Origin of the sequence: Phaeocystidibacter marisrubri, from assembly GCF_008933165.1 — a bacterium.
GTDB lineage: Bacteria > Bacteroidota > Bacteroidia > Flavobacteriales > Schleiferiaceae > Phaeocystidibacter > Phaeocystidibacter marisrubri.
Genome location: NZ_WBVQ01000002.1, coordinates 1,268,491 through 1,290,123 on the forward strand (window position 1 = coordinate 1,268,491; position 21,633 = coordinate 1,290,123).

A 21,633-nucleotide genomic window follows, 5' to 3' on the forward strand; every position below is an offset into this window, starting at 1 on the left:
AAGTATAAACAGATGTTTAAGATAAGGACAAATCAGCATTTACGTTACGCCGTGCTTTTGGTGTTTTTCACTCTTGCTTTTAGTGATGAATTACTCGCTCAGCCGGGCAACCCAAGTGCTCCAGCCCCTTTAAGTGCTATCCCCATGCTCATTGGCGCGGCCATGGTATATGGTGGAGTAAAGTACCGCAAGAAGAACCTATAAATTCGAATCCCCTACTCTTCCTGGAGTGGGTGTGCCTTCTTTGAAGAATGGAATGAGACTGTTTCGAGTTGTGATAAAGAGTTAAGTACAAGTGTGATGGCAGTAGCCCGTTTTGGGCGCTGTCCATCACTAGGATTTACTCTTTCTATGTTTGAAATAAATGTTAAAGATGGATTCTGAGTCCTCTTGCTTGTCCGTTCATTACATTGAAGTCTTAAATTTGTAGGGTGAAATGGTTTAAATCCATATTCTTTAGTCTGCTTTTGTTGGTATCCAATAGCGGAATTGCTGCAAACTATCATTGGTGTGCTGGAGAACTTATGGATGCTTCAATTTCTTGGGGAGCAGATGAACTCTCTTGTGGAATGTCTGAAATGGAGACCTGTCCTGCTACCCAAGATTCCCCCTCAGATTCCGATCAAAGTTCCTATTCTTCTCAGTCGTGCTGCGACCATGAAAGCAGCGTTTTAAATGTGGATGACGAACTGCGCCAGAGCACGGTTGATCTTTCCAGTGTTTCTGGTAAGTTCCTTGTTGCACTTGTACTCGCATTTTCCTCGTTTAATGAAGAGGATGAGAATTACATTGAAGTACTTCGACACGAACCGCTCCCGAGTCGTGAATCACTCTATATCCTTCATTGCTCTTATTTGATTTAGGCCTTTCCCTATTCACGATTTAGGTCGCTTTTTAGCGATGCGTATTCATGAATTGGAAAAGACATAAATCATGCTCAATAAAATCATAGACTATTTTTTGAGGAACAAGCTAGTAACAACCTTGTTTCTCGTTGGTTTGATTATTTGGGGGATCGCAACCGCTCCATTTGCTTGGAATGTTCCCGTTATCCCATCAGACCCTGTTCCTGTGGATGCTATTCCAGACATCGGGGAAAACCAACAGATTGTATTTACGAAATGGCCAGGGAGATCTCCACAGGATATAGAAGACCAAATCTCTTATCCCCTCACCACGTATTTGTTGGGGATACCTGGAGTTAAGACGATCCGCAGTAATTCGATGTTCGGCTTCTCGAGCATCTATATCATTTTTGAAGAAGACGTTGAATTTTACTGGTCGCGTTCGCGAATCCTAGAAAAACTCAATTCCATGCCGAATGGATTGCTCCCTTCGGGTATCACTCCATCTCTTGGCCCAGATGCCACAGCTCTAGGGCAGGTGTATTGGTACACCCTTGAAGGACGAGATACCAGTGGTCAGGTTACAGGCGGATGGGGACTAGATGAACTCCGCAGTGTGCAGGATTTTTACGTGAAATATGCCTTAAGTGCCGTAGATGGGGTGTCTGAGGTAGCCTCCATTGGTGGTTTCGTAAAAGAGTATCAAGTAGATGTTGATCCCGATGCTCTTCAGAGTTATGACATCACACTCACCGATGTGGTCAATGCCGTACGGAATTCGAATATTGATGTTGGCGCACAGACCATAGAGGTGAATAAGGTGGAGTATATGGTGCGTGGACTCGGCTACATCGAATCACTAGAAGATTTGGAGTTGGCTGTGGTGGCTGAAACCGATAATACACCGATCTACTTGAAGGATGTGGCCCATGTTACACATGGCCCTGCCACGCGTAGAGGAATCCTCGACAAAGGCGGAGCTGAAGTGGTAGGTGGTGTGGTGATTGCCCGATACGGTGCGAATCCTATGCACGTGATCAACGGGATTAAGGAGAAAGTTGAAGCGATTTCTAGCGGTTTGCCTTCCAAGGAGTTGATCGACGGAAACATGAGTCAGTTGTCCGTTGTTCCCTTCTACGATCGCTCCGAATTGATTGATGAAACACTTGGCACTCTTGAAGAGGCACTGTCGCTCGAAATTCTGATCACTATTCTGGTCGTTTTGCTCATGGTGTATCATCTCAGAGCTTCCATGCTGATTTCACTCCTGTTGCCCATTGCGGTGCTATTCACGTTCATCGCCATGAGCCGCTTTGGGGTAGACGCCAACATTGTAGCCTTGTCGGGAATTGCTATCGCGATTGGCACCATGGTCGACTTGGGAATTATCCTCACGGAAAACGTTCTGGTTCATGTGAACGAAGGTTCGGAAAAGCCACTAATCGACCGGATTTCAAAAGGCGTTTCCGAAGTGTCAGGGGCCATCGTTACTGCTGTAAGCACAACGGTTGTGAGCTTTATTCCGGTATTTGCAATGGAGAATGCAGAGGGGAAGTTATTCGGGCCATTGGCTTACACCAAGACGTTTGCCTTGATTTCTGCACTGCTGGTTTCCCTGTTCTTCCTCCCCATGCTTGCTCACTTGTTCCTCTCCAGAGTGAAGAGCAAGGCCATGGCGTTAACCTTGACTATTCTGACCATTTTGGCCGGGATCATTCTGCTGAGTGTTGGACACAACCTTGTTGGATTGGGGTTGGTGCTCATGGGAGTTATTGATGTGTTGAAATCCAGAATGAAACAGGAGCCATCCTTCAACCGCTATCTACAGTATGGCTGGGATCACTCTACCATCCTCATTGCCGTTGTTATCGTGACGTGGATCTTATCCAATTACTGGATGCCGTTAGGACCCATGGTGGGAGAAGTCGTTAACTTCATCTTCGTAAGCGTATTGGTAGGACTGGTATTAACCGTCTTCTCTCTGCTTCGTTGGAAATATGAAGTTATCCTGAATTGGTGTTTGGACCACAAGTGGACTTTTCTATCCATTCCCGCCTTTTTTATCCTGTTGGCTCTGAATATTTGGTTGGGTTTCTCGTCTGTATTTGGATTCATTCCAAGGGTATTAGAGACCATGGATGTGAATGTAAAGCAGACAAAAGTTTGGTCGGCTTTAGCTCACACATTCCCAGGCATTGGGCAAGAGTTTATGCCATCGTTGGATGAGGGAGCCTTTCTTTTAATGCCTACTTCAATGCCACATTCCGGCGTGGAATACAACCGTGAAATTGTGGGGCAACTCGATATGCGAATTGCGGCTATTCCTGAAATCAATCAAGTGGTGGGCAAAGCCGGACGTGTGGAATCTGCTATCGACCCTGCGCCTATTTCCATGTTTGAAAACATCATCACCTACAAGTCGGAGTATGCAACGGATTCCGATGGTCACCGGATAAGGTTTCGAACCGAAGGGAATCGATTTGTTCTGGTTGACTCAACCTCTATCCGAATCGATTCGGCCGCTTACCGCGGATTGGATCCATCCGTGTTGCTCCCCGATGAAGATGGACAGTTCTATCGTCAATGGCGCTCGGAGATTCAATCTCCAGATGATATCTGGAATGAGATTGTGGAGGCCTCCAGAATACCAGGTGTGACTTCCTCTCCTAAACTTCAGCCTATAGAAACTCGATTGGTGATGCTGCAAACTGGAATGCGAGCACCTATGGGCATCAAAATCTATGGAGATGATCTGGAAGTGATGGAATCCTTTGGTCAGGCATTAGAAGTTCAATTGAAGAAAGTGCCCGGCGTTAAAGCAGAGGCTGTATTTGCCGATCGAATTGTGGGCAAGCCGTATTTGGAAATCGATATTGACCGTGTGGCTATTGCACAATACGGGCTGACTGTGAAAGCCGTTCAAGATGTGATCGAAATTGCCATTGGAGGAATTCCATTGAATTCTTCTGTAGAAGGTCGAGAACGCTACAATATTCGAGTTCGTTATCCTCGGGAAAGACGAGATTCCCCAGAATCCATAGGAGATATTTTAGTTCCTACCCCATCGGGGGCTCAAATTCCACTGGCCCAATTGGCCCATCTCGAATATGTAAAAGGACCACAGTCCATCAAGAGCGAGGACACCTTTCTAGTGGGATATGTCTTGTTTGATAAGAGTGATGGCTACTCGGAAGTTGAAGTCGTCAATAATGCCCAAACCTTTTTGAAAGACCGCATTGAATCTGGAGAATTGAGCGTTCCACAGGGAGTTCGCTACGAGTTTTCGGGTTCATATGAGAATCAGGTGAGAGCCCAAAAACGATTGTCTTTTATCGTTCCAATGGTGCTTGTATTGGTGTTCCTCATCCTTTACTTCCAATTCAAGAGTGCCTCTACGTCCGCCATGGTTTTCTCTGGAATTGCCTTGGCCTTTAGTGGGGCATTTGTAGTCCTGTGGCTATTCGGTCAGTCTTGGTTTATGAATTTTGATATCATGGGTCAGTCCTTTCGATCCATCTTTGGAATTCAAACCATCAATCTGAGTGTTGCGGTGTGGGTGGGCTTTATCGCGCTATTCGGCATTGCAACGGATGATGGAGTTTTGATGGCTACCTATTTGGATGATAGTTTCAAACTCAATAAACCGAAGAGCCGAGACGAGGTTCGACAAACCGTTATTGAAGGAGGACTCAAGAGAATCCGACCAGCCGTAATGACTTCGGCAACCACGGTGATTGCCCTGCTTCCCATTCTTTCATCTTCGGGGAGAGGTGCCGACGTTATGATTCCAATGGCGATTCCGGCCGTTGGAGGTATGTTGATGGCATCCATTACGTTTTTCATCGTACCCGTATTGTACGCCATGAGAGAGGAACGAAGAATCAGAAAAAACGCAAAATCATGAGAACAGTATTCTTGTCCCTTCTAGGCTTATTCGCTGTTGGATTGAATGCACAAGATCTAGACAGTTTGAAAATAGAGGCCCTTCAGAATAACCCTTCTGTTTTATCCTCTTATCAACTCTTTGAAGCTGAAATGGAACGTGTGGCACAAGTGAATGCACTGCCTGATCCTCAGCTTTCGGTTGGCGTATTTATTCGTCCCATAGAAACCCGCGTGGGTTCTCAAGTGGCCAAAGTTTCCATTTCACAGATGTTCCCATGGTTTGGAACACTAAGTGCCCGTGGAGATGCTGCCGCTTTGCAAGCAGAGGCTGCCTATGAAGTGTTTCTGAATCGTAAAATGATAGTGGTTAGGAGTTTGGAATCTTCTTATTTCGATTGGTTGGAGTGGAAAGAGTCCCTAGAGATTTTGGAAGATGATCTGTCTTTGCTTCATCGCATTTTGAGTACAGCCGAAATTCGTGCCGAGGCAGGACAAGCCAGTTTGTCTGATGTACTTCGACTCCAAATTAGAGTAGGCGATGTGCAATCGAAACTTCTGCAATTGAAGAACAAGGAATCGGTGCTACTTGCCAATATTCGATCTCAATTAAATCGAGCCGATTCCATCCCTCTAGTGATGGACGCTTCACCTATTGAGTCCTTTGATGCCACTTTTCAATGGCCGTCTGATACTGTTTTGGCCAATCACCCTAGGGTAAGCCGATTTTTGTCGCTCAGAAATAGCGAAGCCTATAGAGAAGAAGCCGCTCGGAAGTCCGGGTATCCAAGCATTGGTATAGGGCTGGATTACATGGCCATTAGTCCGAGGTCAGACATGTCCGTTCCCAATAATGGGAGAGATGCCATTATGCCTATGGTTACTGTTTCACTTCCCATCTTCCGATCGAAATACAACTCCAGTATTCGAGAGGCAGAATGGAGGCAATCGGCCTATGAAAGTCAGAGTCAGAAGGAGATCAATGACCTCCGGAACGAATGGGCAGAGGTCAAATTTGAGTGGCTTTACAATCTCGAAGAAGTGAGACGATTGAAGAGCAATGTGGAGAAGGCCACGTCAACCCTTCGCTTATTGGAAGCCGCTTATGAAACCGACGGAGCAGATTTCAATGGGGTGATAGAGGTGGAGGAAATCTTACTTCGTTACCGACTTGAAGCATTGTCGGCAAAGGTGAATTTACTGAAGAACAAATCCCAACTGGATTACTTGTTGGGCCGAAATATTGAAAGATGAAAAAGAAGCAAATTATTGGATTGATCATCGTAGCCCTTTGTGCAGGCGCAATTGGCTGGATGGTCAAACCACAAAGCGAGGAGCACCACCATCACACAGAAGAAGCGAGTGAAGCTGAAATCTGGACGTGTTCCATGCACCCTCAAATCAGGAGTAATGAACCGGGTGATTGTCCCATTTGTGGAATGGAGCTCATTCCACTCGAAGAGGAAAACAGTGCCATTGACGCCAGTGAAATCTCACTTACTGAAAATGCCCGAAAGTTGGCCAATGTTCAGACCGAAGTGGTGGGTCGCACGGATGCGATGAATGAAATCCGACTCAGTGGAAAAGTGAAGCCCGATGAGCGCTTGGTGCAATCTCAAACTGCACATTTTCCGGGGCGAATAGAATCACTGACTGTTGATTTTACAGGTGCTTATGTAGACAAGGGTCAGGTGATTGCGCGAATTTATAGTCCCGATTTATTAGTGGCGCAGCGAGAGCTTCAAGAGGCCGCTCGTATGAAAGAAACGCAACCCCATCTGTATGAAGGAGCGAAGCGGAAGTTACAGAACTGGACCATTCCCACTCATCAAATTGAGGCGATGGAGAAAGGTACCATTGACATGAATTCTTTTCCAGTTTTAGCCAACAATTCAGGGTATGTGACGGCATTGAATGTAGCCCAGGGAGATTACGTCAATCGCGGAGCTGTATTGTATGAAATCACGGGTTTAGACAAAGTGTGGATATCATTGGATGTTTATGAAAATCAACTCGGTTCAGTGTCAAAAGGCGATAAAGTAACCTACACCGTACGCAGCCAGCCGGGAATGGAATACACGGGTGTGATTGACTACTTGGATCCCGTGCTTCAAGGCTCCCGCAGAACCCTGGAAGCGCGTGTGGTTCACAACAATCGTAACGGCGAACTCAAACCGGAAATGATTGTATCCGCAGTGGTGGAATCCGATGCTGTTTCCTCAGAGATTTCCGTTCCTTCTAGTGCGGTTTTATGGACGGGTGAAAGATCGGTTGTGTATGTAGAAAACCCTACGAATACGGGGGTTTATCAATTGAGGAATGTAGAATTAGGACAACAATTGGGACGTCGTTATCAAGTGATTGACGGATTAAAAGCTGGCGAGAAAGTCGTTGTAAACGGTACATTCACTGTAGACGCTGCCGCCCAATTGGCCTCGAAGCCCAGCATGATGTCCAGTGGGGAAGACGCCAAGCTCGAAGTAAAGTCTTCTACGCAAGACAAGCTACGCGAGTTGCTATCGGCCTATCTCGATTGGCAAACCGCCTTACATCGCGACGATCTGCCGATGGCTCGAATGGCCTTTCGTACGTTCAAAGATCGCGCGGGTGAGCTCAATATGAACGACTTTGAAGGAGCGGCTCACCGTGCGTTTATGGAAGTGTCGTCTGGATTGAAAGTATCGGGCGAAAGTGAGACCATAGCTATGGAAGAGATGCGGACTCAGTTTTATTCGGCATCCATGGCTATGATTCAATTGACTGAAAAAATCGAGTATGAAACCGGAAGCTTATACAAACTCCATTGTCCGATGGCTCATTCTGATAATGGAGCAGATTGGATGAGTGCGGATCCAGAAGTCCTCAATCCCTATTTTGGGTCGAGCATGCTCAAATGTGGTGAGGTGGTAACGCAATTTTGATCGGTCTCAACACCATGAGCACGCTCAGTAGAGCCCGATGAAAACGGCATTGTAGAACCACATTATAGAACTACATAGTTATTCATTAGAATCCCTGTCAAACCAATGTTTGGCGGGGATTTTTAGTTGGGAATGTCTGAGGGTGAATATTTAGGTCGGGGATGTGTCTACTTACATGAACGTGCAGCAATACTGATTGAACAACATATTAATTCTTACAATACCTTGGAACGATCGGCGCAGATTTGTGGCTTAATTAAAGTTAATTGGGCTATGACGATTAGTGCTGCTATCCATTTACTAGGTCTTTTGATTGCTTTTCCTCTTTTGAAGTAAGTGGGGTTAGTGTAGATGGAAAAGCTTTAGGATCTTGATGGAGAATGCATGAAGGCCCTAATGCTCACCTTGACAAGGAGCTGCGGTTCAGCAGGATTTCTAATTGACTCCTTCTCACTTCAACAATTGTGAATTGGATCCGCTTGAAGGGACTGTCACGGATCTCCCAAGCCATTCAAGAGTCGGTTGGTAGGATTTTCTTTTGCCCTTATCCTATTCGTTGAATGGCGTCAAAAGTCATGCACATGATATTCTGTAGAAATATAAATAAGGCAATTTTCGAGAAGTCTCGTCTATTCCAAATTTGTATTGTAGACGATTGTCCCATTCAATCCAGCTATTTAAAGTTTTTGTTGAAAAAACTAACAAAGGTTGAGATAGTGGTCTATAATGATCCTAAAGGATGGTTGAGGGATGTGGAGGAACTTTCGAATACGTTGACTTTCCTAGATAAGAATATGCCCAAGGTAGATGGAGATGAACTGTGTGCGCTGGCTCGTGCAAAGAATCCCGATATCGGATGGATCATATCGTATTCCACATGCGTTCGAAAGGGATCGAAGAGGGAGTTGTATAGGATGGGATATAACGGATCGCTTTCGAAGCCAGCTCGAATTAATGACGTGAATAGGATATTGCTAAGGTTAGGGTCCGTATGAATTTTTCCAAGTGACGCCCCCTTATGACGTCACTTTCTGCTCTCTGAACTCTTTTGGGGTTTGGCCAAATTTTACCTTGAAAGCCTTATAAAATGCCTGTCGGCTATTGAATCCGTTGTCATAAATGATCCCATCTATGGAAGCGTCGGTGTGCAACAGTTGGTCGGCGGCTTTTGTAAGACGAATGTTCTGAATAAATTGAGAAGCGCTCTGGTTGGTTAGGGCGATTAACTTCTTGTGCACGCTACTCCTGTTCAATGCTAGGTCTGTGCAAAACTGATGAACGGTGTAGTTTCCGTCTTGATAGTTCTTTTCTATAATTTGCCCCGCCTTTTTGAGGAATGATCTATCGAGTTGAGTATACGAGGTGTTCTGTAGGGATGCGAATGGATTGTTTTTGAAGGCCTCATGCAAATGACTTCTTTGCCGCAATAAATTGTCCATCCTTGCAATCAATTCGTCAGGGTCAAAAGGCTTTGAAATATAGTCGTCGGCATCGTGTTTTAACCCCAACATTCTACTTTCCTTATCTGATTTTGCCGTCAGTAGAATAACGGGAATATGGCTCGTATCCACATTTTTCTTCACGAATTCAACCAGTTCAATGCCATCTACTTTTGGCATCATCAAATCGGATAGAATAAGTGCAGGTTGTTTTTCTACCGCCAAGTGTCCTGCTTCCTCGCCGTCTCTTGCTAGAATGATTTCAAACCTAGTGTCCAAAAGATCACGCAACAATCGCTGCATCTCTAGGTTGTCTTCAACCACCAGAACCCGTGGTTTCAAGTCGCCTTCCATTGGACACATTGGAGTGGCCTTATCGGTTATAATTGTGGCTGAATCTAGGTTTGGAAAGGCTCTGACAGGCTTTAAGGGTAAACGGATGGAAAACTCAGTTTTGTTGGGCTCGTTGAGATTAATGGTGATATTACCACCAAGGAGATTTACAATTTCCTTACTGATGGCCAGTCCCAATCCATTTCCATCATAGTTTTTTGTGTTGCCACGATAATGACGTTCAAAGAGTTTTTCAACGTCACTTGAATCCATTTCCGACTCCTGTTGGTTGATTACGCTGAGGAGGAGTTCGGAGTCTTGCTTTGTGACCGTGATGTTTATATCTCCTCCTTCTGGACAGTGATGCCAAGCATTTTTAAGGAGATTGTTGAGCACCATTTTTAATCTATTCCTGTCGGTACTGATGCTAAGGTCCGAATGAGAAATGTTCGCATTAAAGCGGATACTCTTATGTTGGAAAAGAGGGGCAAAGTCTGCTTTCGTTTCTGCAATCAGCAAATTGAGGTTGGTGATGGAATAGTGCAGTTTGGTGTCTGTGGTCTCTAACCTTGCCAAGTCAAGCATCTCATCTACCATTTGTAGGAGATGGTTCGTATTTCGAAGGATGGATTGATACGTTTCCTGGACATTGTCTGGCGCATGGGCCATTAACTTTTTGACCGGCGCTTGAATCAGGGTGATGGGAGTTCGGAATTCATGAGTGACGTTGGCATATAAATCATGCTTGGTTCGAGCCAACTCCAGTTGATACATGCTTTTCTCACGTTCTTTTTCCAGTTTGATTTGCTCGTTGTGCAAATGCAGCAATTTGTTTTTCCGTTGCAATCGATCTCGATTTATAAAGAAGAGAATGATGCACATAAGGAGTATGATAGCCAGAGCAATGAGCATTTGGTCTTGTCGTCGCTGTTCTGCCAATGCTTTTTGATGAATCATCTCCAGGTTTCTAGCCTTGTTTTCATTTTCTAGACTACTTATTTGCTGTTGTTTTTGGTCTAATATATATGAGGATTCCATCTTTAGAAGTGCAGCTTTGCTGTTCACGTTTTGTAGACTATCCTTTATTCTAAAGTGGATTGTGATGTACTCGAGGGCATTTTTATAGTCGCCATTCTGGTAGTAAAATTGGTGTAAGATGGAAGCGGCCTTCATCTTCACTTCTGAGTAGTTTTTTATACTTCCAACAGAGAATGCTTCTAGTGCATATTCCTTTGCACTCTGAAGTTGGTTTATTTGGAGGTGTGCATCTGCTAGACTGTTCAAGAAAACAGCTTGATCTTTTGGGAGGGAGTACTTCCGCCCGAGTTCTAGTGCCTGTTCAAAATTCAGTATTGCTTTCTGTGTTTCTCCTAGATGTTGATACTGCTTGCCAATGTTGTGTAAGGCTATCGCCAAAAGAGACGGAGGAACGTCCGTGTTCTGAATAAGTTCCTGTGCTTTCAAATGATACGCAAGGCTTTTCTGGTGTTCTTCCCTTTTCGAATAGATTATTCCAAGCTTGCTCAAAATGCCGGCCTCCACGCTAGGGTTTCCCATTTCTCTACTCAACTGAACCGCTTCATTCAGATAGGTTTCCGCCTTTTCGTATTCTCCAAGTTCACTAAAAACAGTCCCAATGGCCGAAAGAGTTTTGGTGGTTTGGAAGTGTTCATCACCTCTTTTTTTGTTGATGTCAAGCGCTTCTAAAAGAATAACAACGGCCTTTTCATACAACCCCATTCGTTGGAGTACGTAACCGTACTCGTTCAGTCCATAAGACAACTCTTGATCGGATGAGACAAGTCTCAATATGCGGAGGGCCTTTTCGTAGTTGCTCAAACATGAATCTACGTTCCCTGTTCTTTCGAAATACGCACCAAAGGCAATTGAGCTCATCGCTAGTCCGATGGAATCTTTTTCCTGCCGTTGGATTTGGCTGGCTTTTTTGGTGTAATCGTAGAAGAGTTGTTGATCACCATTCCATTGATAGATTCTGCTCAGATAGTTATAGAGATTGCTGAGCTCCTGGCGACTATCTGTTTCCTTGAACAAGGAGACGGCTCGGAGGTACTTCTTTTCGGCGGAGTCTAATCGAGAATGAATTTGATCAATCATACCCATGCTGAAATGTGCTTGCGCCATAAGGCGGATGTAGTTGATGCTGTCCGCTCTACTTAAGGATGGGTTCAGCAGCCCCTTTTTCGCAATGCTGAGAGCTTTGATGCAGAAGGCTATCGAGGAATCCGCATGGGTGGTGTTTAGCATTTTTGCCCGCTCCAAATAGAGGTCTGCCTGTGTGGAGTCAGCTAGCTTGTGAATGTCTATCTGGAGGAGGGAATCCTGGCGGAGGTCTCTTTTATTGTTTTGTTGTTGTGCAAAAGTGGAGAAGGGTAGTGTGAAGGTAATGAGCAAGATGAAGGTGATCTTTTTCATGAGATCTAATGGCTATAGTTTTTGTTGATCATCGAGGTAATTATTAACGCGAATAATCATGAGTTGACATATTACAAACATGCGTTGACATTTTCTGTATTTCATAGCTAGAGCTTTACTCGGTAATCTTAAACTATTCAATTATGAAGAATGTATTTCTATTGTTTGTCCTTTTGGGCTGTTTTACAGTCAATGGACAATATCTCAATTCGGCTTTTCCGGAAACGACGTATGATTTAATCAGTCCCTCTGCTAATATTCACAATGTGGGTACGGATACAAGGAGTGGTTCTAGCTACTATGGAGGAAGTCCATCTTACGCCAATTATTTAAACGTGACGGTAAGCGACTATAATGCGGGTGCCACAGGAGGAAGGAATATGTATTGGGAAAGTTCTGCGTCAACTACAGGTGCATTGCCATTGGCGGCCTATGATGCGCTCGATCCAGATGTGGTACTTGTAAAGGGTACCAATCCATTAGATGTATATGCTATTGTTGTGTACTATTCTGCATCGGCTCTTGGGGATCCAGGCTATTACATGTCTGTAGCATCTTTTGATCCAGGTTCTTATGAGTTCGATCCGTTTAACCCTCCAATGCTCATTCAGCCCTATATCCCTGTAAGTGGTTACCCTGCTCACATCAATATCGATTCAGATAATAATGGAAACTATGCGGTGGTGTTTCAGCGCAATGGGGGAATTGAATCCAGAACCGCAACGTACACTTCTGGAACTCCTCCATTACCGGGAAATTCCATTGGATACCCTGGGTTAATTGAGCCAGATGTTTCTATTTCTGTACACAGTACACCAGATCGCGTTAAGATTGTAGCATTGAATGAGAACCGAGACCAATATGTGATTAGAACGAGACAAATTCCCGCAGTTCCGGGCTTGTCTTTTACTTCATCTCCCATGTTTCAACTACACATGCCAAGAATTGCATCTCCAACCACCATGTCAACAGAGTATTCTGTCACTATGAGCCGCAGAGTGGGGGGGCAGTCTAACATTCTCTACAATACATTCAATGGAATTACTCCGTTGGGATTGAAGACCATTAATGATGGTTCAGAAGGGGCTCCTTACCCAACGTCCATTAACATGTATGATAATGTTCTTCCAGCCATCACTTATCACTCGTACTTGGGTTCAGAGAAGCTCACCATTGCTTGGCACGCCCAATATGTTCCCGGAGTTCCAGTGGGTTTAACCAATCAATTTGTTGGGTTGGATATTGACCCCGTTTCAAGAACGCCTGTTACTGCTGGGGTCTACCTAGACATGAGTTATAACACGGCACAAACTAACAACCTATCTACCATTGCTTTGTCAGGTAGATATACGGATTGGTGCAAAACCACGGCATTCTCATACGGCTCAGGTCTTTTTGCTCCAACCGAATTGGTGTGGAAGTACATCTACTCTTTTGAGACGAGTTGGAAAACAACAACCTCTAGTGAAGATGTGGACGGCAGTGGAAGCAATGATTGGAAGGTGTACCCAAGTCCGGCCAATACCCTCGTTCATCTAGATAATCTAGGTAATGACGTCATTCAGGATATTCGAATTCAGGATGTAACGGGTAGAACGGTTTACCGTGCTGAAGGTGTAAATGCTCCGAACAGCATTGATGTAAGTATGTTTACAGAAGGGGTTTATTTCCTTTCTCTACAAACCAACGCAGGGCTAACCACGAAGAAATTTGTCGTAAAGCACTAACACATTAAATGGTTTGCCATCACAAGGAGTTACTTGCATTGAGTAGCTCCTTGTTTTGTTTTTAAGGGGATGAAGCCCAGAAATATAGGGTTCTATTACATTTCCCATTCCGCGATATCGAACCAAGCCTTGTGTGATTGTAAGGAGAAGAAGAAGTGGCCTTTCCTGAGCGTTTCACTAATCTCAACCACTTCTTCTAAGCAACCTTCTTCCTGTAGCGAAGAGCGGTTTATAAATGCTGCTGTTCCAATTTTATAGCATTGGGGAAGAGGATGTTGTTTTCAAGATGGATGTGGACATGCAAGTCGTTCTGGAATTCTTCTAGAAGTGCAAAGGTTACCCGCATTGTATTGCAGGCCCATTCTGGTGGGGTGAATTCATTGGTGAGATTAGAAATACTGTCAAATCGATCACCTTCTACTTCGTGTTCATGCTCCATCATTTTGATGGGATTTTGAATAGATCCGAAAGAAGCCATTTCATAAGAACTTCCATTCTGATTAGCCGTGGCTAAACGCTCAATGGCAGGGAAGAGGATGAGCTCTTCTTTCTTCATGTGCTTGGCGAGTTCTCCAGCGCCTTCTTCAAAAAGTAATTTGATTTGTGCGAGTTCGGGCATTTTACTTCCATGCACCCGAACAACCTTATCTAAATAAGTGAGGATTTCACCCGATCTATGTGTTACATAAACATGATGGGTGTTGACGATGTGCTCGATGAGCATGTCTAAAGGGTACTTGCTTATTTTATCGATATCATGGGCTGTATCCTTGGTAGTGATTTCAAGGAGCTCTGATTTCAACACAGAGATGGGCGTACTTGAAATGGTGCAAGCTTGCTGAAGTGTGCGCTTGCCGTTACAGCAGAAATCAATGTTGTGTTTTTTGAAAATGGCGGCTGTACGGAAATCGCGTGCAACCCATTCACCAACGGTTTCACTTGGATTAAACTGCATTCTAAGACATTTTGTAGGGCCTAAAACCCTGTTGATTACTGTTTCTTATCGAACAATAACCGTCTCGCCTTTAAGCAGCCCCTCCGTTGTGCGGTCTAAAGTAGTAGAATGAAGTAATTCGTGAATGTCTGAACGAATACTTACGAATGAGTCGTGCAGGGGACAAGGTGTTCCCTCCCCACAATTGGGTAGGCCCATCGCACATTTCGTAAACAGGTCATTTCCATCTATTGCTAACACAATATCAATCAAGCGTATCTCATTCGCTTCTTTGCTCAGGACATAACCTCCTTGGGGTCCCTTGCTGCTGGTTAGAAGACCACTTTTCTTGAGTGTTTGCAAAATCTTTCCTGTGAAAGCTTCGGGCATGTCGGTTCTAGATGAAATCTCTTTCAAACTAGCTCTGACAGGTTTTTCTTCATTCGAATTGGAGTTGATCCAAAGCATCGCTCTGATGCCGTATTCACAGGCTTTCGAAAACATGGAGCCAATTTACTTTTTTCTTCTACACATACGTGAAGTGCTCAAAGTTCATCGAGCGGTTATCTCTGCAAATTAATATCGGATAAAATTGTCTGAATATGATATTTGTCATATTCGGATAAGATTGTCCGAAATAGCTTTGTCACGTTGAACATTGATTAACAAGTAATTCCAACCAACTATGAAAGCACGGTTTTTCATCATAGGTCTGACAGTACTATCACTATGCATTCGCTGTAGCGGTGAGGGAAGCCCAACCGCACGCCCCAATAACCCCAATCCTGTTGCCGAGAAAGTTGATCCTGAATCTGTGGCTTTACAAAACCATGGGGTGGGTCCTATCACTTCTGTAGAGATGGGAGAATTGGATATTCAACTTGTGGAAAGTGGCAAGGCCTTGTTCGAAGCAAAATGTACGGCTTGTCACAAAATCGATAAGAAGTACATCGGTCCTGCGCTTATGGGTGTTACCGAACGCCGAACTCCTGAGTGGGTGATGAACATGATTTTGAATCCATCAGAAATGATAGCCAAAGATCCACTCGCTAAGAAGTTAGTGGGAGATTCCAATGGAGCGGTTATGGCCGATCAAAGTCTTACGGAGGAGGAAGCTCGTAGCATCCTCGAATATCTACGTACACATTAACAACCTAATTGAAGTATCATGAAAAAGGTATTGTTCCTCTTTTCAGCCCTGTTGACGATTGCACTGATGTCATCCTGTAATGGAGATGGTAAGTCGGCTTCGGGGGCACTTAGCGCGCAATCTGCGGCTGAGAAAGTTTACGTCGCTCCTGGTGAATACGACGAGTTTTACGCCTTTATGTCCGGTGGATTTAGCGGGCAAGTGAGTGTATATGGTTTGCCGTCAGGCCGACTTTTCAAGGTGATTCCGGTTTTCTCCGTTGATGGAGAAAAGGGATATGGCTTTAATGAAGAGACAAAACCGCTTCTAGAAACTAGTCACGGTTTTGTTCCTTGGGATGACGCTCACCACCCTGAGCTTTCTCAAACAGACGGCAGACCAGATGGACGATGGTTGTTCATCAATGGGAATAACACGCCTCGTATCGCCCGTATCGACCTACGTTCATTTGAAACTGCTGAAATCATAGAAATCCCAAATTCAGGGGGGAATCACAGTAGTCCTTTTGTGACGGAGAATAGTGAGTACGTCGTTGCAGGTACGCGGTTTAGCTTGCCTATTCCTCAGAAAGATGTAGCCATTTCGAGTTACCAAGAGAACTTCAACGGTTCACTGAGCTTCATTTCTCTTGACCAAGAAGAAGGGCATATGGAGGTTGATTTCCAGATTCTCATGCCTGGATTCGACTATGACCTCGCACATGCCGGTAAGGGAAATTCTCACGGCTGGATGTTCTTTACGACCTACAACTCGGAGCAAAGTCACACGCTCAAGGAGGTAAACGCCTCTCAGAATGACAAGGATTTTATTGCAGCCGTAAATTGGAAGAAAGCACAGGAATACATCGCCGCTGGCAACTTCCAAGAGCTTCCCGCCAATTACCATGTGAATCGATTTGATGAGAATTCCCACATGGCTACAAGTGAAGTGAGAAACACCGTACGCGTATTGATTCCAGAGGATTGTCCAGGTTTGGTGTATTATCTACCAACTCCAAAATCACCGCACGGTGTAGATGTAGATCCATCTGGAGAATACATCATTGGCAACGGAAAGCTGAATGCAGATTTAACGGTTCACAGCTTCACCAAGATGATTTCTGCTATTGAACAACAAAAATTTGACGGCGAAATCGATGGTATTCCTGTCCTTAGTTTCGACGATGTAATGGCGGGTACGGTATCTTCTGGCGGTCTTGGTCCACTACATACCGAGTTTGACGGAGAGGGAAATGCTTACACGACTTTCTTTATTTCATCTGAAGTAGTGAAGTGGAAGTTGGAAACTTGGGAAGTCTTGGATCGAATTCCAACGTATTATTCCGTTGGCCACTTGATGATTCCAGGTGGTGATTCACGCCACCCATGGGGTAAATACATGGTGGCATTGAACAAGATCACGAAAGACCGCTATTTACCAACTGGGCCTGAGTTAGCGCACAGTGCACAGCTCTACGATATTTCTGGGGAGAAAATGGAGCTCTTGCTCGATTTCCCAACGATTGGTGAACCGCACTATGCCCAAGCTATTGCGGCAGATATCATCATGCCCAACAGTTTGAAGATTTATCCACTCGAGGAGAATACCCACCCATATGTGGCTAAGGTAGAATCAGATGCTCGAGTTGAAAGAGATGGCGCGGAAGTGCATGTGTATATGACCACCATCCGCAGTCACTTTGCTCCCGATAATATCGAAGGAGTGAAAGTGGGGGATAAGGTGTATTTCCACGTGACAAACCTTGAACAAGATTGGGATGTACCACATGGTTTTGCCGTTCTCGGTGCAAATAATGCCGAATTGCTAATCATGCCTGGACAAACGGAAACTCTCTTGTGGGAACCTAAAGAAGTTGGGGTTTATCCATTCTACTGTACGGATTTTTGCTCAGCACTTCACCAAGAAATGCAAGGCTATATCCGCGTGTCCCCCGAAGGAAGTAATGTGGCAATTTCTGCCACCACTGGAGAATAATTGAAAGTGAAGTGGGGTGAGGTAACGGCTCATCCCCGCTCATTTAAATCTACAAGCTATGAAGCTGTTCACGCCCCGTATGTTGAGCATTGTTGCTGTGCTGTGTTTATCCATGCTCTATTTCTTTCCCCTTTGGGAAGTAACGCTCATCGCCCCACAGTATCCAGATGGTGTTTCAATGTATATCTGGATTCATCAAATTACAGGTGATACACCCGGAACACTGCAGAATGTGAATATTCTGAATCACTATGTGGGGATGAAAGCCATTGAACCAGACAGTATTCCGGAGCTTACCTACTTTCCATATGTGGTTGCTTTTTTAATGGTGTCTGGATTGCTTGCGGCTTGGGTGAATAGGTTTGAAGTGTACCTGACTTTCCTTTTGGTATTCGGTATTCTCGCTGTCCTAGGGATCTACGATTTCTACTTGTGGGAGTACGATTATGGACATGACCTTAGTCCAACAGCACCTATCAAAGTGCCGGGTATGAGTTATCAGCCGCCTCTATTGGGAGAAAAGTACTTGCTAAACTTCTTGGCAAAGTCATACCCCGGATTGGGTGGATGGGCCATGGGATTGGGGTTGGCGCTCTCGTCCCTGGCCACTTTCCAAGCGAGGAGAGTAAAGAAGTAAATTGTAAATCTGGACCACCATGAAATTTCCTTATCTACCTGTATTAACCGTCATCACTCTTGGTGCATGCTCTGATGTGCCAGTGGAAGTTCCATACGATCGCGTGAATTGCGACTTCTGTAGAATGAGTATCACCGATCGCCGATTTGGGGCTGAGTTGGTCTCTTCTAAAGGAAAGGCTTATTTCTTTGACGCTCTGGAGTGTCAAGTGAATTTTCGACTCAACAATACGAGTGAAACGTGGCGACACTCACTTGCTACGCCATTTCTTCATCCTGGAGAATTGTACCCGACTGATTCGCTGGTCATTCTCAGGTCTACCAATGGTCCAAGTCCCATGGGAATGAACCTTACGTCTTGGCTCGATGAAGAAGAAGCTACTTTCATTGAGTCAGCCGAAGGAGATGCCCTATTCACCTACCCTGAATTGTTGGAGCAATGGCACGCAGTAGAACAGCGCTGAGAAGAGGGCTTGTCGTACTGGCCTTCTTGCCTTCCCTACTCATGAGTGGCCGTCAAACGGTGGTTTATCCCGACGGACCTTCTCTCGAAGATGTAGTAAGCGGTGCTTCAACTGGAGACACCTTGTGTGTGAATGCAGGTGTTTATTCACTTCAAGGCGAATTGGTCATTACTCGTCCTCTTTCCATTATTGGTTGTGGAAATGTGGTTCTTGTTGCAGCCGACAAACACGGTGCTATTGAGATTAGATCCGACCATGTTCGGGTGGAGGGCTTGCGAATTATTGGAGTAAATCGTAGTTACCTCGAAGATTTAGCCGCCATTTGGGTAGATGATGTACGCGACTTTGTCATTCAAAATAACCGAATAGACTCCTGCTTCTTTGGGGTGTTTTGTACGAAAGCATCCTCTGGTATAATCCGTGGGAATCACATTGTTGGCAACGCGGTAGTTGAAGCACAATCGGCCAATGCCATCCATCTTTGGTATTGTGATTCTCTCACGATTGAAGACAACGATGTGCGCTCTCATCGCGATGGGATTTATCTGGAATTCACGGACTATTCAACCATACGAGGGAACTCCAGCACAGACCAACTGCGCTATGGCTTGCACTTTATGTACAGTCATTACGATTTGTATACCGAGAATACCTTTGCCCGTAATGGGGCTGGCGTGGCGGTGATGTTCAGCAATTTCATCCATATGAATCGCAACTTATTTCAAGATAACTGGGGGCCAGCTAGCTATGGTTTGTTGTTGAAAGAAATCCGCGACAGCAAGATTGCAAACAATCGCTTTTCAGAGAACACTATGGGCATTTTCATGGAAGGATGTAGTCGGGTTTACATTTCAAGGAACGATTTTGAAGCTAACGGTTGGGCGCTGAAAATTCGAGGCAGCTCTGATGACAACGATTTTGTTGAGAATCGATTTGAACGGAACAGTTTCGATGTGGCTTCAGAATCTCGTCAGAATCCCAATAGGTTCTTTCGAAATTACTGGGGAGATTATCACGGCTACGATTTGGATAGAGATGGAATTGGAGATGTTCCACATCGACCCATGAGCTTGTTCAGCCACATGACGACCCGTTGGGAAGAGAGTATTTTATTGATGCGAAGCAGTTTCATTGAAGCCTTAAACTTCGTGGAATCCGTGTCCCCAACTCTCACTCCTTCAGATTTGGAGGATCCTTCTCCTCTGATGAAACCTGTGTCTACAGGCATTTATGGACAAATGAAATTGGTAGAAAAATGATACGCTATACAGGTCTTTCCAAGTCCTTTGGGCATCAAGTGGTATTGGAGGACGTCCATCTCAGTTTAGATCAGCCGGGGTTCCATGCGCTTATTGGTCCCAATGGTTCTGGAAAAACCACCTTGATGAAATCTACCTTGGGTCTTGTAAAGCCCGATAGAGGAACGGTAGAATGGGATGGTGAGGTGTTAAAGGGAGATTTATATCGAAACCGAATTGCCTATCTCCCACAAATTGCAAGGTTTCCAGAGAACTTGAGTCCCAATGAATTCTTCCAGCTTATCGAGCAGGTTCGAGGCATTTCTGATCGCAAAGACGCTCTCAAACAACGTTTTGGTTTGGAGCCGTTTTCCAATAAAGCGCTCCGCTCTCTTTCTGGTGGTATGCGACAAAAAGTAAATATTGTCGGGGCTTTGATGTATGACACGCAGCTTCTCTTATTGGACGAGCCTACCATTGGCTTAGATCCTGTGGCCTTGCGCAATTTGAAAGATTTCTTGTTGGAAGAAAAGAGGCGAGGGAAATACATCTTGGTAACAACTCACATCTCTCACCTCGTTAAAGAAATGGCGGATACCGTGTTGTTTATACTCGATGGGCGACTTTATTTCCAAGGTACGCCAAGTGCGTTGTGCGAATCGACCGGCGAGGAAAAGATGGAGAATGCGATTGCTCAAGTACTAGAAAGTCATCATCATGTTTAAGATATTTCAATATAGCTGGATGGATGTCATCCGAAGTAGATGGACATGGGCTTACGCGTCTTTCTTTGTCCTTCTGTTTTCCGTCTTGCTCTTTGTTGGTGGAGGTGGAGAGAAGGCGATTCTGGGTATAATGAATGGAATTCTCTTTCTCATTCCGCTTATATCGCTGGTCTACGCTATGATGTACTTCTATCAAGTTAGGGAGTACGTGGAAGTCTTATTGGCTCAGCCGATTAGTCGGAAGTCCGTTTTTGCCGGTTTCTTCATGGGAGTTTCCTCCGCCTTGTGTGCGGCAGTACTTTTGGGTTTAGCTATCCCTACCTTCTTTGGATTTACGGAATTATGGACGTTCTCTGCCTGGTTTACACTTGTTGGAGTGAGCCTATTCCTTACTGTATTGTTCACGGCCTTAGCACTCAACGTTGTCTTGAAATACGACAATAGATTGGTTGGTTTTGGCGTAGGACTGCTTTACTGGATTTTGCTTACGGTGGTGTACGATGGAGTAGTACTGGTGTTCTTAGTTCTTTTTGAGGGGTATCCCATGGAAACACCTACACTCATTCTCACGGTTCTCAATCCCATTGATCTGGCGCGAATACTCCTGATGTTCCAGTTGGATTACAGCGCGCTAATGGGGTTTACAGGGGCCGTCTTCACCGACTTCTTCACTTCTCTTCAAGGTGTTAGTATCATATTGATTTGCTTCGCGCTGTGGTTGGGGGTTCCCATTTATAGAATTCTTCGGAGAGCAGATAGGAGAGATTTTTGAGTGGAATTTCCGCTAAAGAACTCAAAAAAGACCTTGAATAAGAGTTTGAGTCGATCAAAGGAAAAAAGCCTCTAAGGCTTGGGAAAATTCAAGGGGACTCTCTTAGAGAGCGTTCCGTCTTAAGTTCGTCGTACCTTGGAGAAGATTCCCAAGAATCTCA

Annotated in this window: 17 protein-coding genes; 14 read left to right on the top strand and 3 right to left on the bottom strand. The window is 44.8% G+C overall.

Features of this window, described 5'->3' with window-relative positions; all coding sequences use genetic code 11:
- Positions 1-12: 12 nt before the first annotated feature.
- The 6 genes from F8C82_RS12895 (at position 13) to F8C82_RS12920 (ending at position 8,643) form a co-directional block, all read left to right on the top strand.
- Entirely contained in the window at positions 13-204 is a 192-nt protein-coding gene (locus F8C82_RS12895) for a hypothetical protein (RefSeq protein ID WP_151694002.1), read from the top strand.
- Positions 205-431: 227 nt separating this feature from the next.
- Positions 432-863 carry an HYC_CC_PP family protein gene (locus tag F8C82_RS12900; RefSeq protein ID WP_151694003.1) on the top strand — a complete coding sequence of 144 codons (432 nt, stop codon included), beginning with the start codon at positions 432-434 and terminating at the stop codon, positions 861-863.
- A gap of 70 nt (positions 864-933) precedes the next feature.
- A complete protein-coding gene (locus F8C82_RS12905) occupies positions 934-4,749 on the top strand; it encodes an efflux RND transporter permease subunit (protein ID WP_151694004.1) in 3,816 nt (1,271 codons plus the stop codon).
- Positions 4,746-5,981: a TolC family protein gene (locus tag F8C82_RS12910; protein ID WP_151694005.1), complete on the top strand. Its 1,236-nt coding sequence runs from the start codon at positions 4,746-4,748 to the stop codon at positions 5,979-5,981. Before F8C82_RS12905 ends, F8C82_RS12910 begins: the two co-directional genes overlap by 4 nt.
- Positions 5,978-7,648, top strand: a complete 1,671-nt coding sequence (locus F8C82_RS12915) for an efflux RND transporter periplasmic adaptor subunit (protein ID WP_151694006.1) — start codon at positions 5,978-5,980, stop codon at positions 7,646-7,648. The genes F8C82_RS12910 and F8C82_RS12915 overlap by 4 nt, the downstream gene beginning before the upstream one ends.
- A gap of 581 nt (positions 7,649-8,229) precedes the next feature.
- Positions 8,230-8,643, top strand: coding sequence for a response regulator (locus F8C82_RS12920; RefSeq protein ID WP_170266261.1), 414 nt, complete (start codon positions 8,230-8,232; stop codon positions 8,641-8,643).
- 21 nt (positions 8,644-8,664) lie between these two features.
- Here the strand turns inward: F8C82_RS12920 and F8C82_RS12925 are convergent, their stop codons facing one another.
- Positions 8,665-11,853, bottom strand: coding sequence for a tetratricopeptide repeat protein (locus F8C82_RS12925; protein ID WP_151694008.1), 3,189 nt, complete (start codon positions 11,851-11,853; stop codon positions 8,665-8,667).
- 143 nt (positions 11,854-11,996) lie between these two features.
- On the opposite strand from F8C82_RS12925, the gene F8C82_RS12930 reads away from it, so the two are divergent.
- Entirely contained in the window at positions 11,997-13,580 is a 1,584-nt protein-coding gene (locus F8C82_RS12930) for a T9SS type A sorting domain-containing protein (RefSeq protein WP_151694009.1), read from the top strand.
- Positions 13,581-13,809: 229 nt separating this feature from the next.
- Here the strand turns inward: F8C82_RS12930 and ric are convergent, their stop codons facing one another.
- Both ric and F8C82_RS12940 read right to left on the bottom strand, forming a co-directional pair.
- Positions 13,810-14,535: an iron-sulfur cluster repair di-iron protein gene (gene ric, locus F8C82_RS12935; protein ID WP_151694010.1), complete on the bottom strand. Its 726-nt coding sequence runs from the start codon at positions 14,533-14,535 to the stop codon at positions 13,810-13,812.
- A 45-nt stretch (positions 14,536-14,580) separates the two neighbouring features.
- On the bottom strand, positions 14,581-15,018 hold the full coding sequence (locus F8C82_RS12940; protein WP_151694011.1) for an RrF2 family transcriptional regulator: 438 nt from the start codon (positions 15,016-15,018) through the stop codon (positions 14,581-14,583).
- 181 nt (positions 15,019-15,199) lie between these two features.
- Here F8C82_RS12940 and F8C82_RS12945 point away from each other — a divergent pair, with 181 nt between their 5' ends.
- The 7 genes from F8C82_RS12945 to F8C82_RS12975 are packed head-to-tail and all read left to right on the top strand — an operon-like array spanning position 15,200 to position 21,473.
- Entirely contained in the window at positions 15,200-15,664 is a 465-nt protein-coding gene (locus F8C82_RS12945; RefSeq protein WP_151694012.1) for a c-type cytochrome, read from the top strand.
- An 18-nt stretch (positions 15,665-15,682) separates the two neighbouring features.
- Positions 15,683-17,638: a Sec-dependent nitrous-oxide reductase gene (gene nosZ, locus F8C82_RS12950; protein WP_151694013.1), complete on the top strand. Its 1,956-nt coding sequence runs from the start codon at positions 15,683-15,685 to the stop codon at positions 17,636-17,638.
- 58 nt (positions 17,639-17,696) lie between these two features.
- Complete coding sequence (locus tag F8C82_RS12955) at positions 17,697-18,275, top strand: hypothetical protein (RefSeq protein ID WP_151694014.1); 579 nt, start codon at positions 17,697-17,699, stop codon at positions 18,273-18,275.
- Positions 18,276-18,294: 19 nt separating this feature from the next.
- A complete protein-coding gene (locus F8C82_RS12960) occupies positions 18,295-18,738 on the top strand; it encodes a hypothetical protein (RefSeq protein WP_151694015.1) in 444 nt (147 codons plus the stop codon).
- The gene (nosD, locus tag F8C82_RS12965) at positions 18,714-19,997 is read left to right on the top strand and encodes a nitrous oxide reductase family maturation protein NosD (RefSeq protein ID WP_151694016.1); all 1,284 of its coding nucleotides are present in this window, start codon (positions 18,714-18,716) and stop codon (positions 19,995-19,997) included. Before F8C82_RS12960 ends, nosD begins: the two co-directional genes overlap by 25 nt.
- The gene (locus F8C82_RS12970; RefSeq protein ID WP_151694017.1) at positions 19,994-20,701 is read left to right on the top strand and encodes an ABC transporter ATP-binding protein; all 708 of its coding nucleotides are present in this window, start codon (positions 19,994-19,996) and stop codon (positions 20,699-20,701) included. The genes nosD and F8C82_RS12970 overlap by 4 nt, the downstream gene beginning before the upstream one ends.
- Positions 20,694-21,473, top strand: a complete 780-nt coding sequence (locus F8C82_RS12975) for an ABC transporter permease (RefSeq protein WP_151694018.1) — start codon at positions 20,694-20,696, stop codon at positions 21,471-21,473. The genes F8C82_RS12970 and F8C82_RS12975 overlap by 8 nt, the downstream gene beginning before the upstream one ends.
- Positions 21,474-21,633 lie beyond the last annotated feature (160 nt).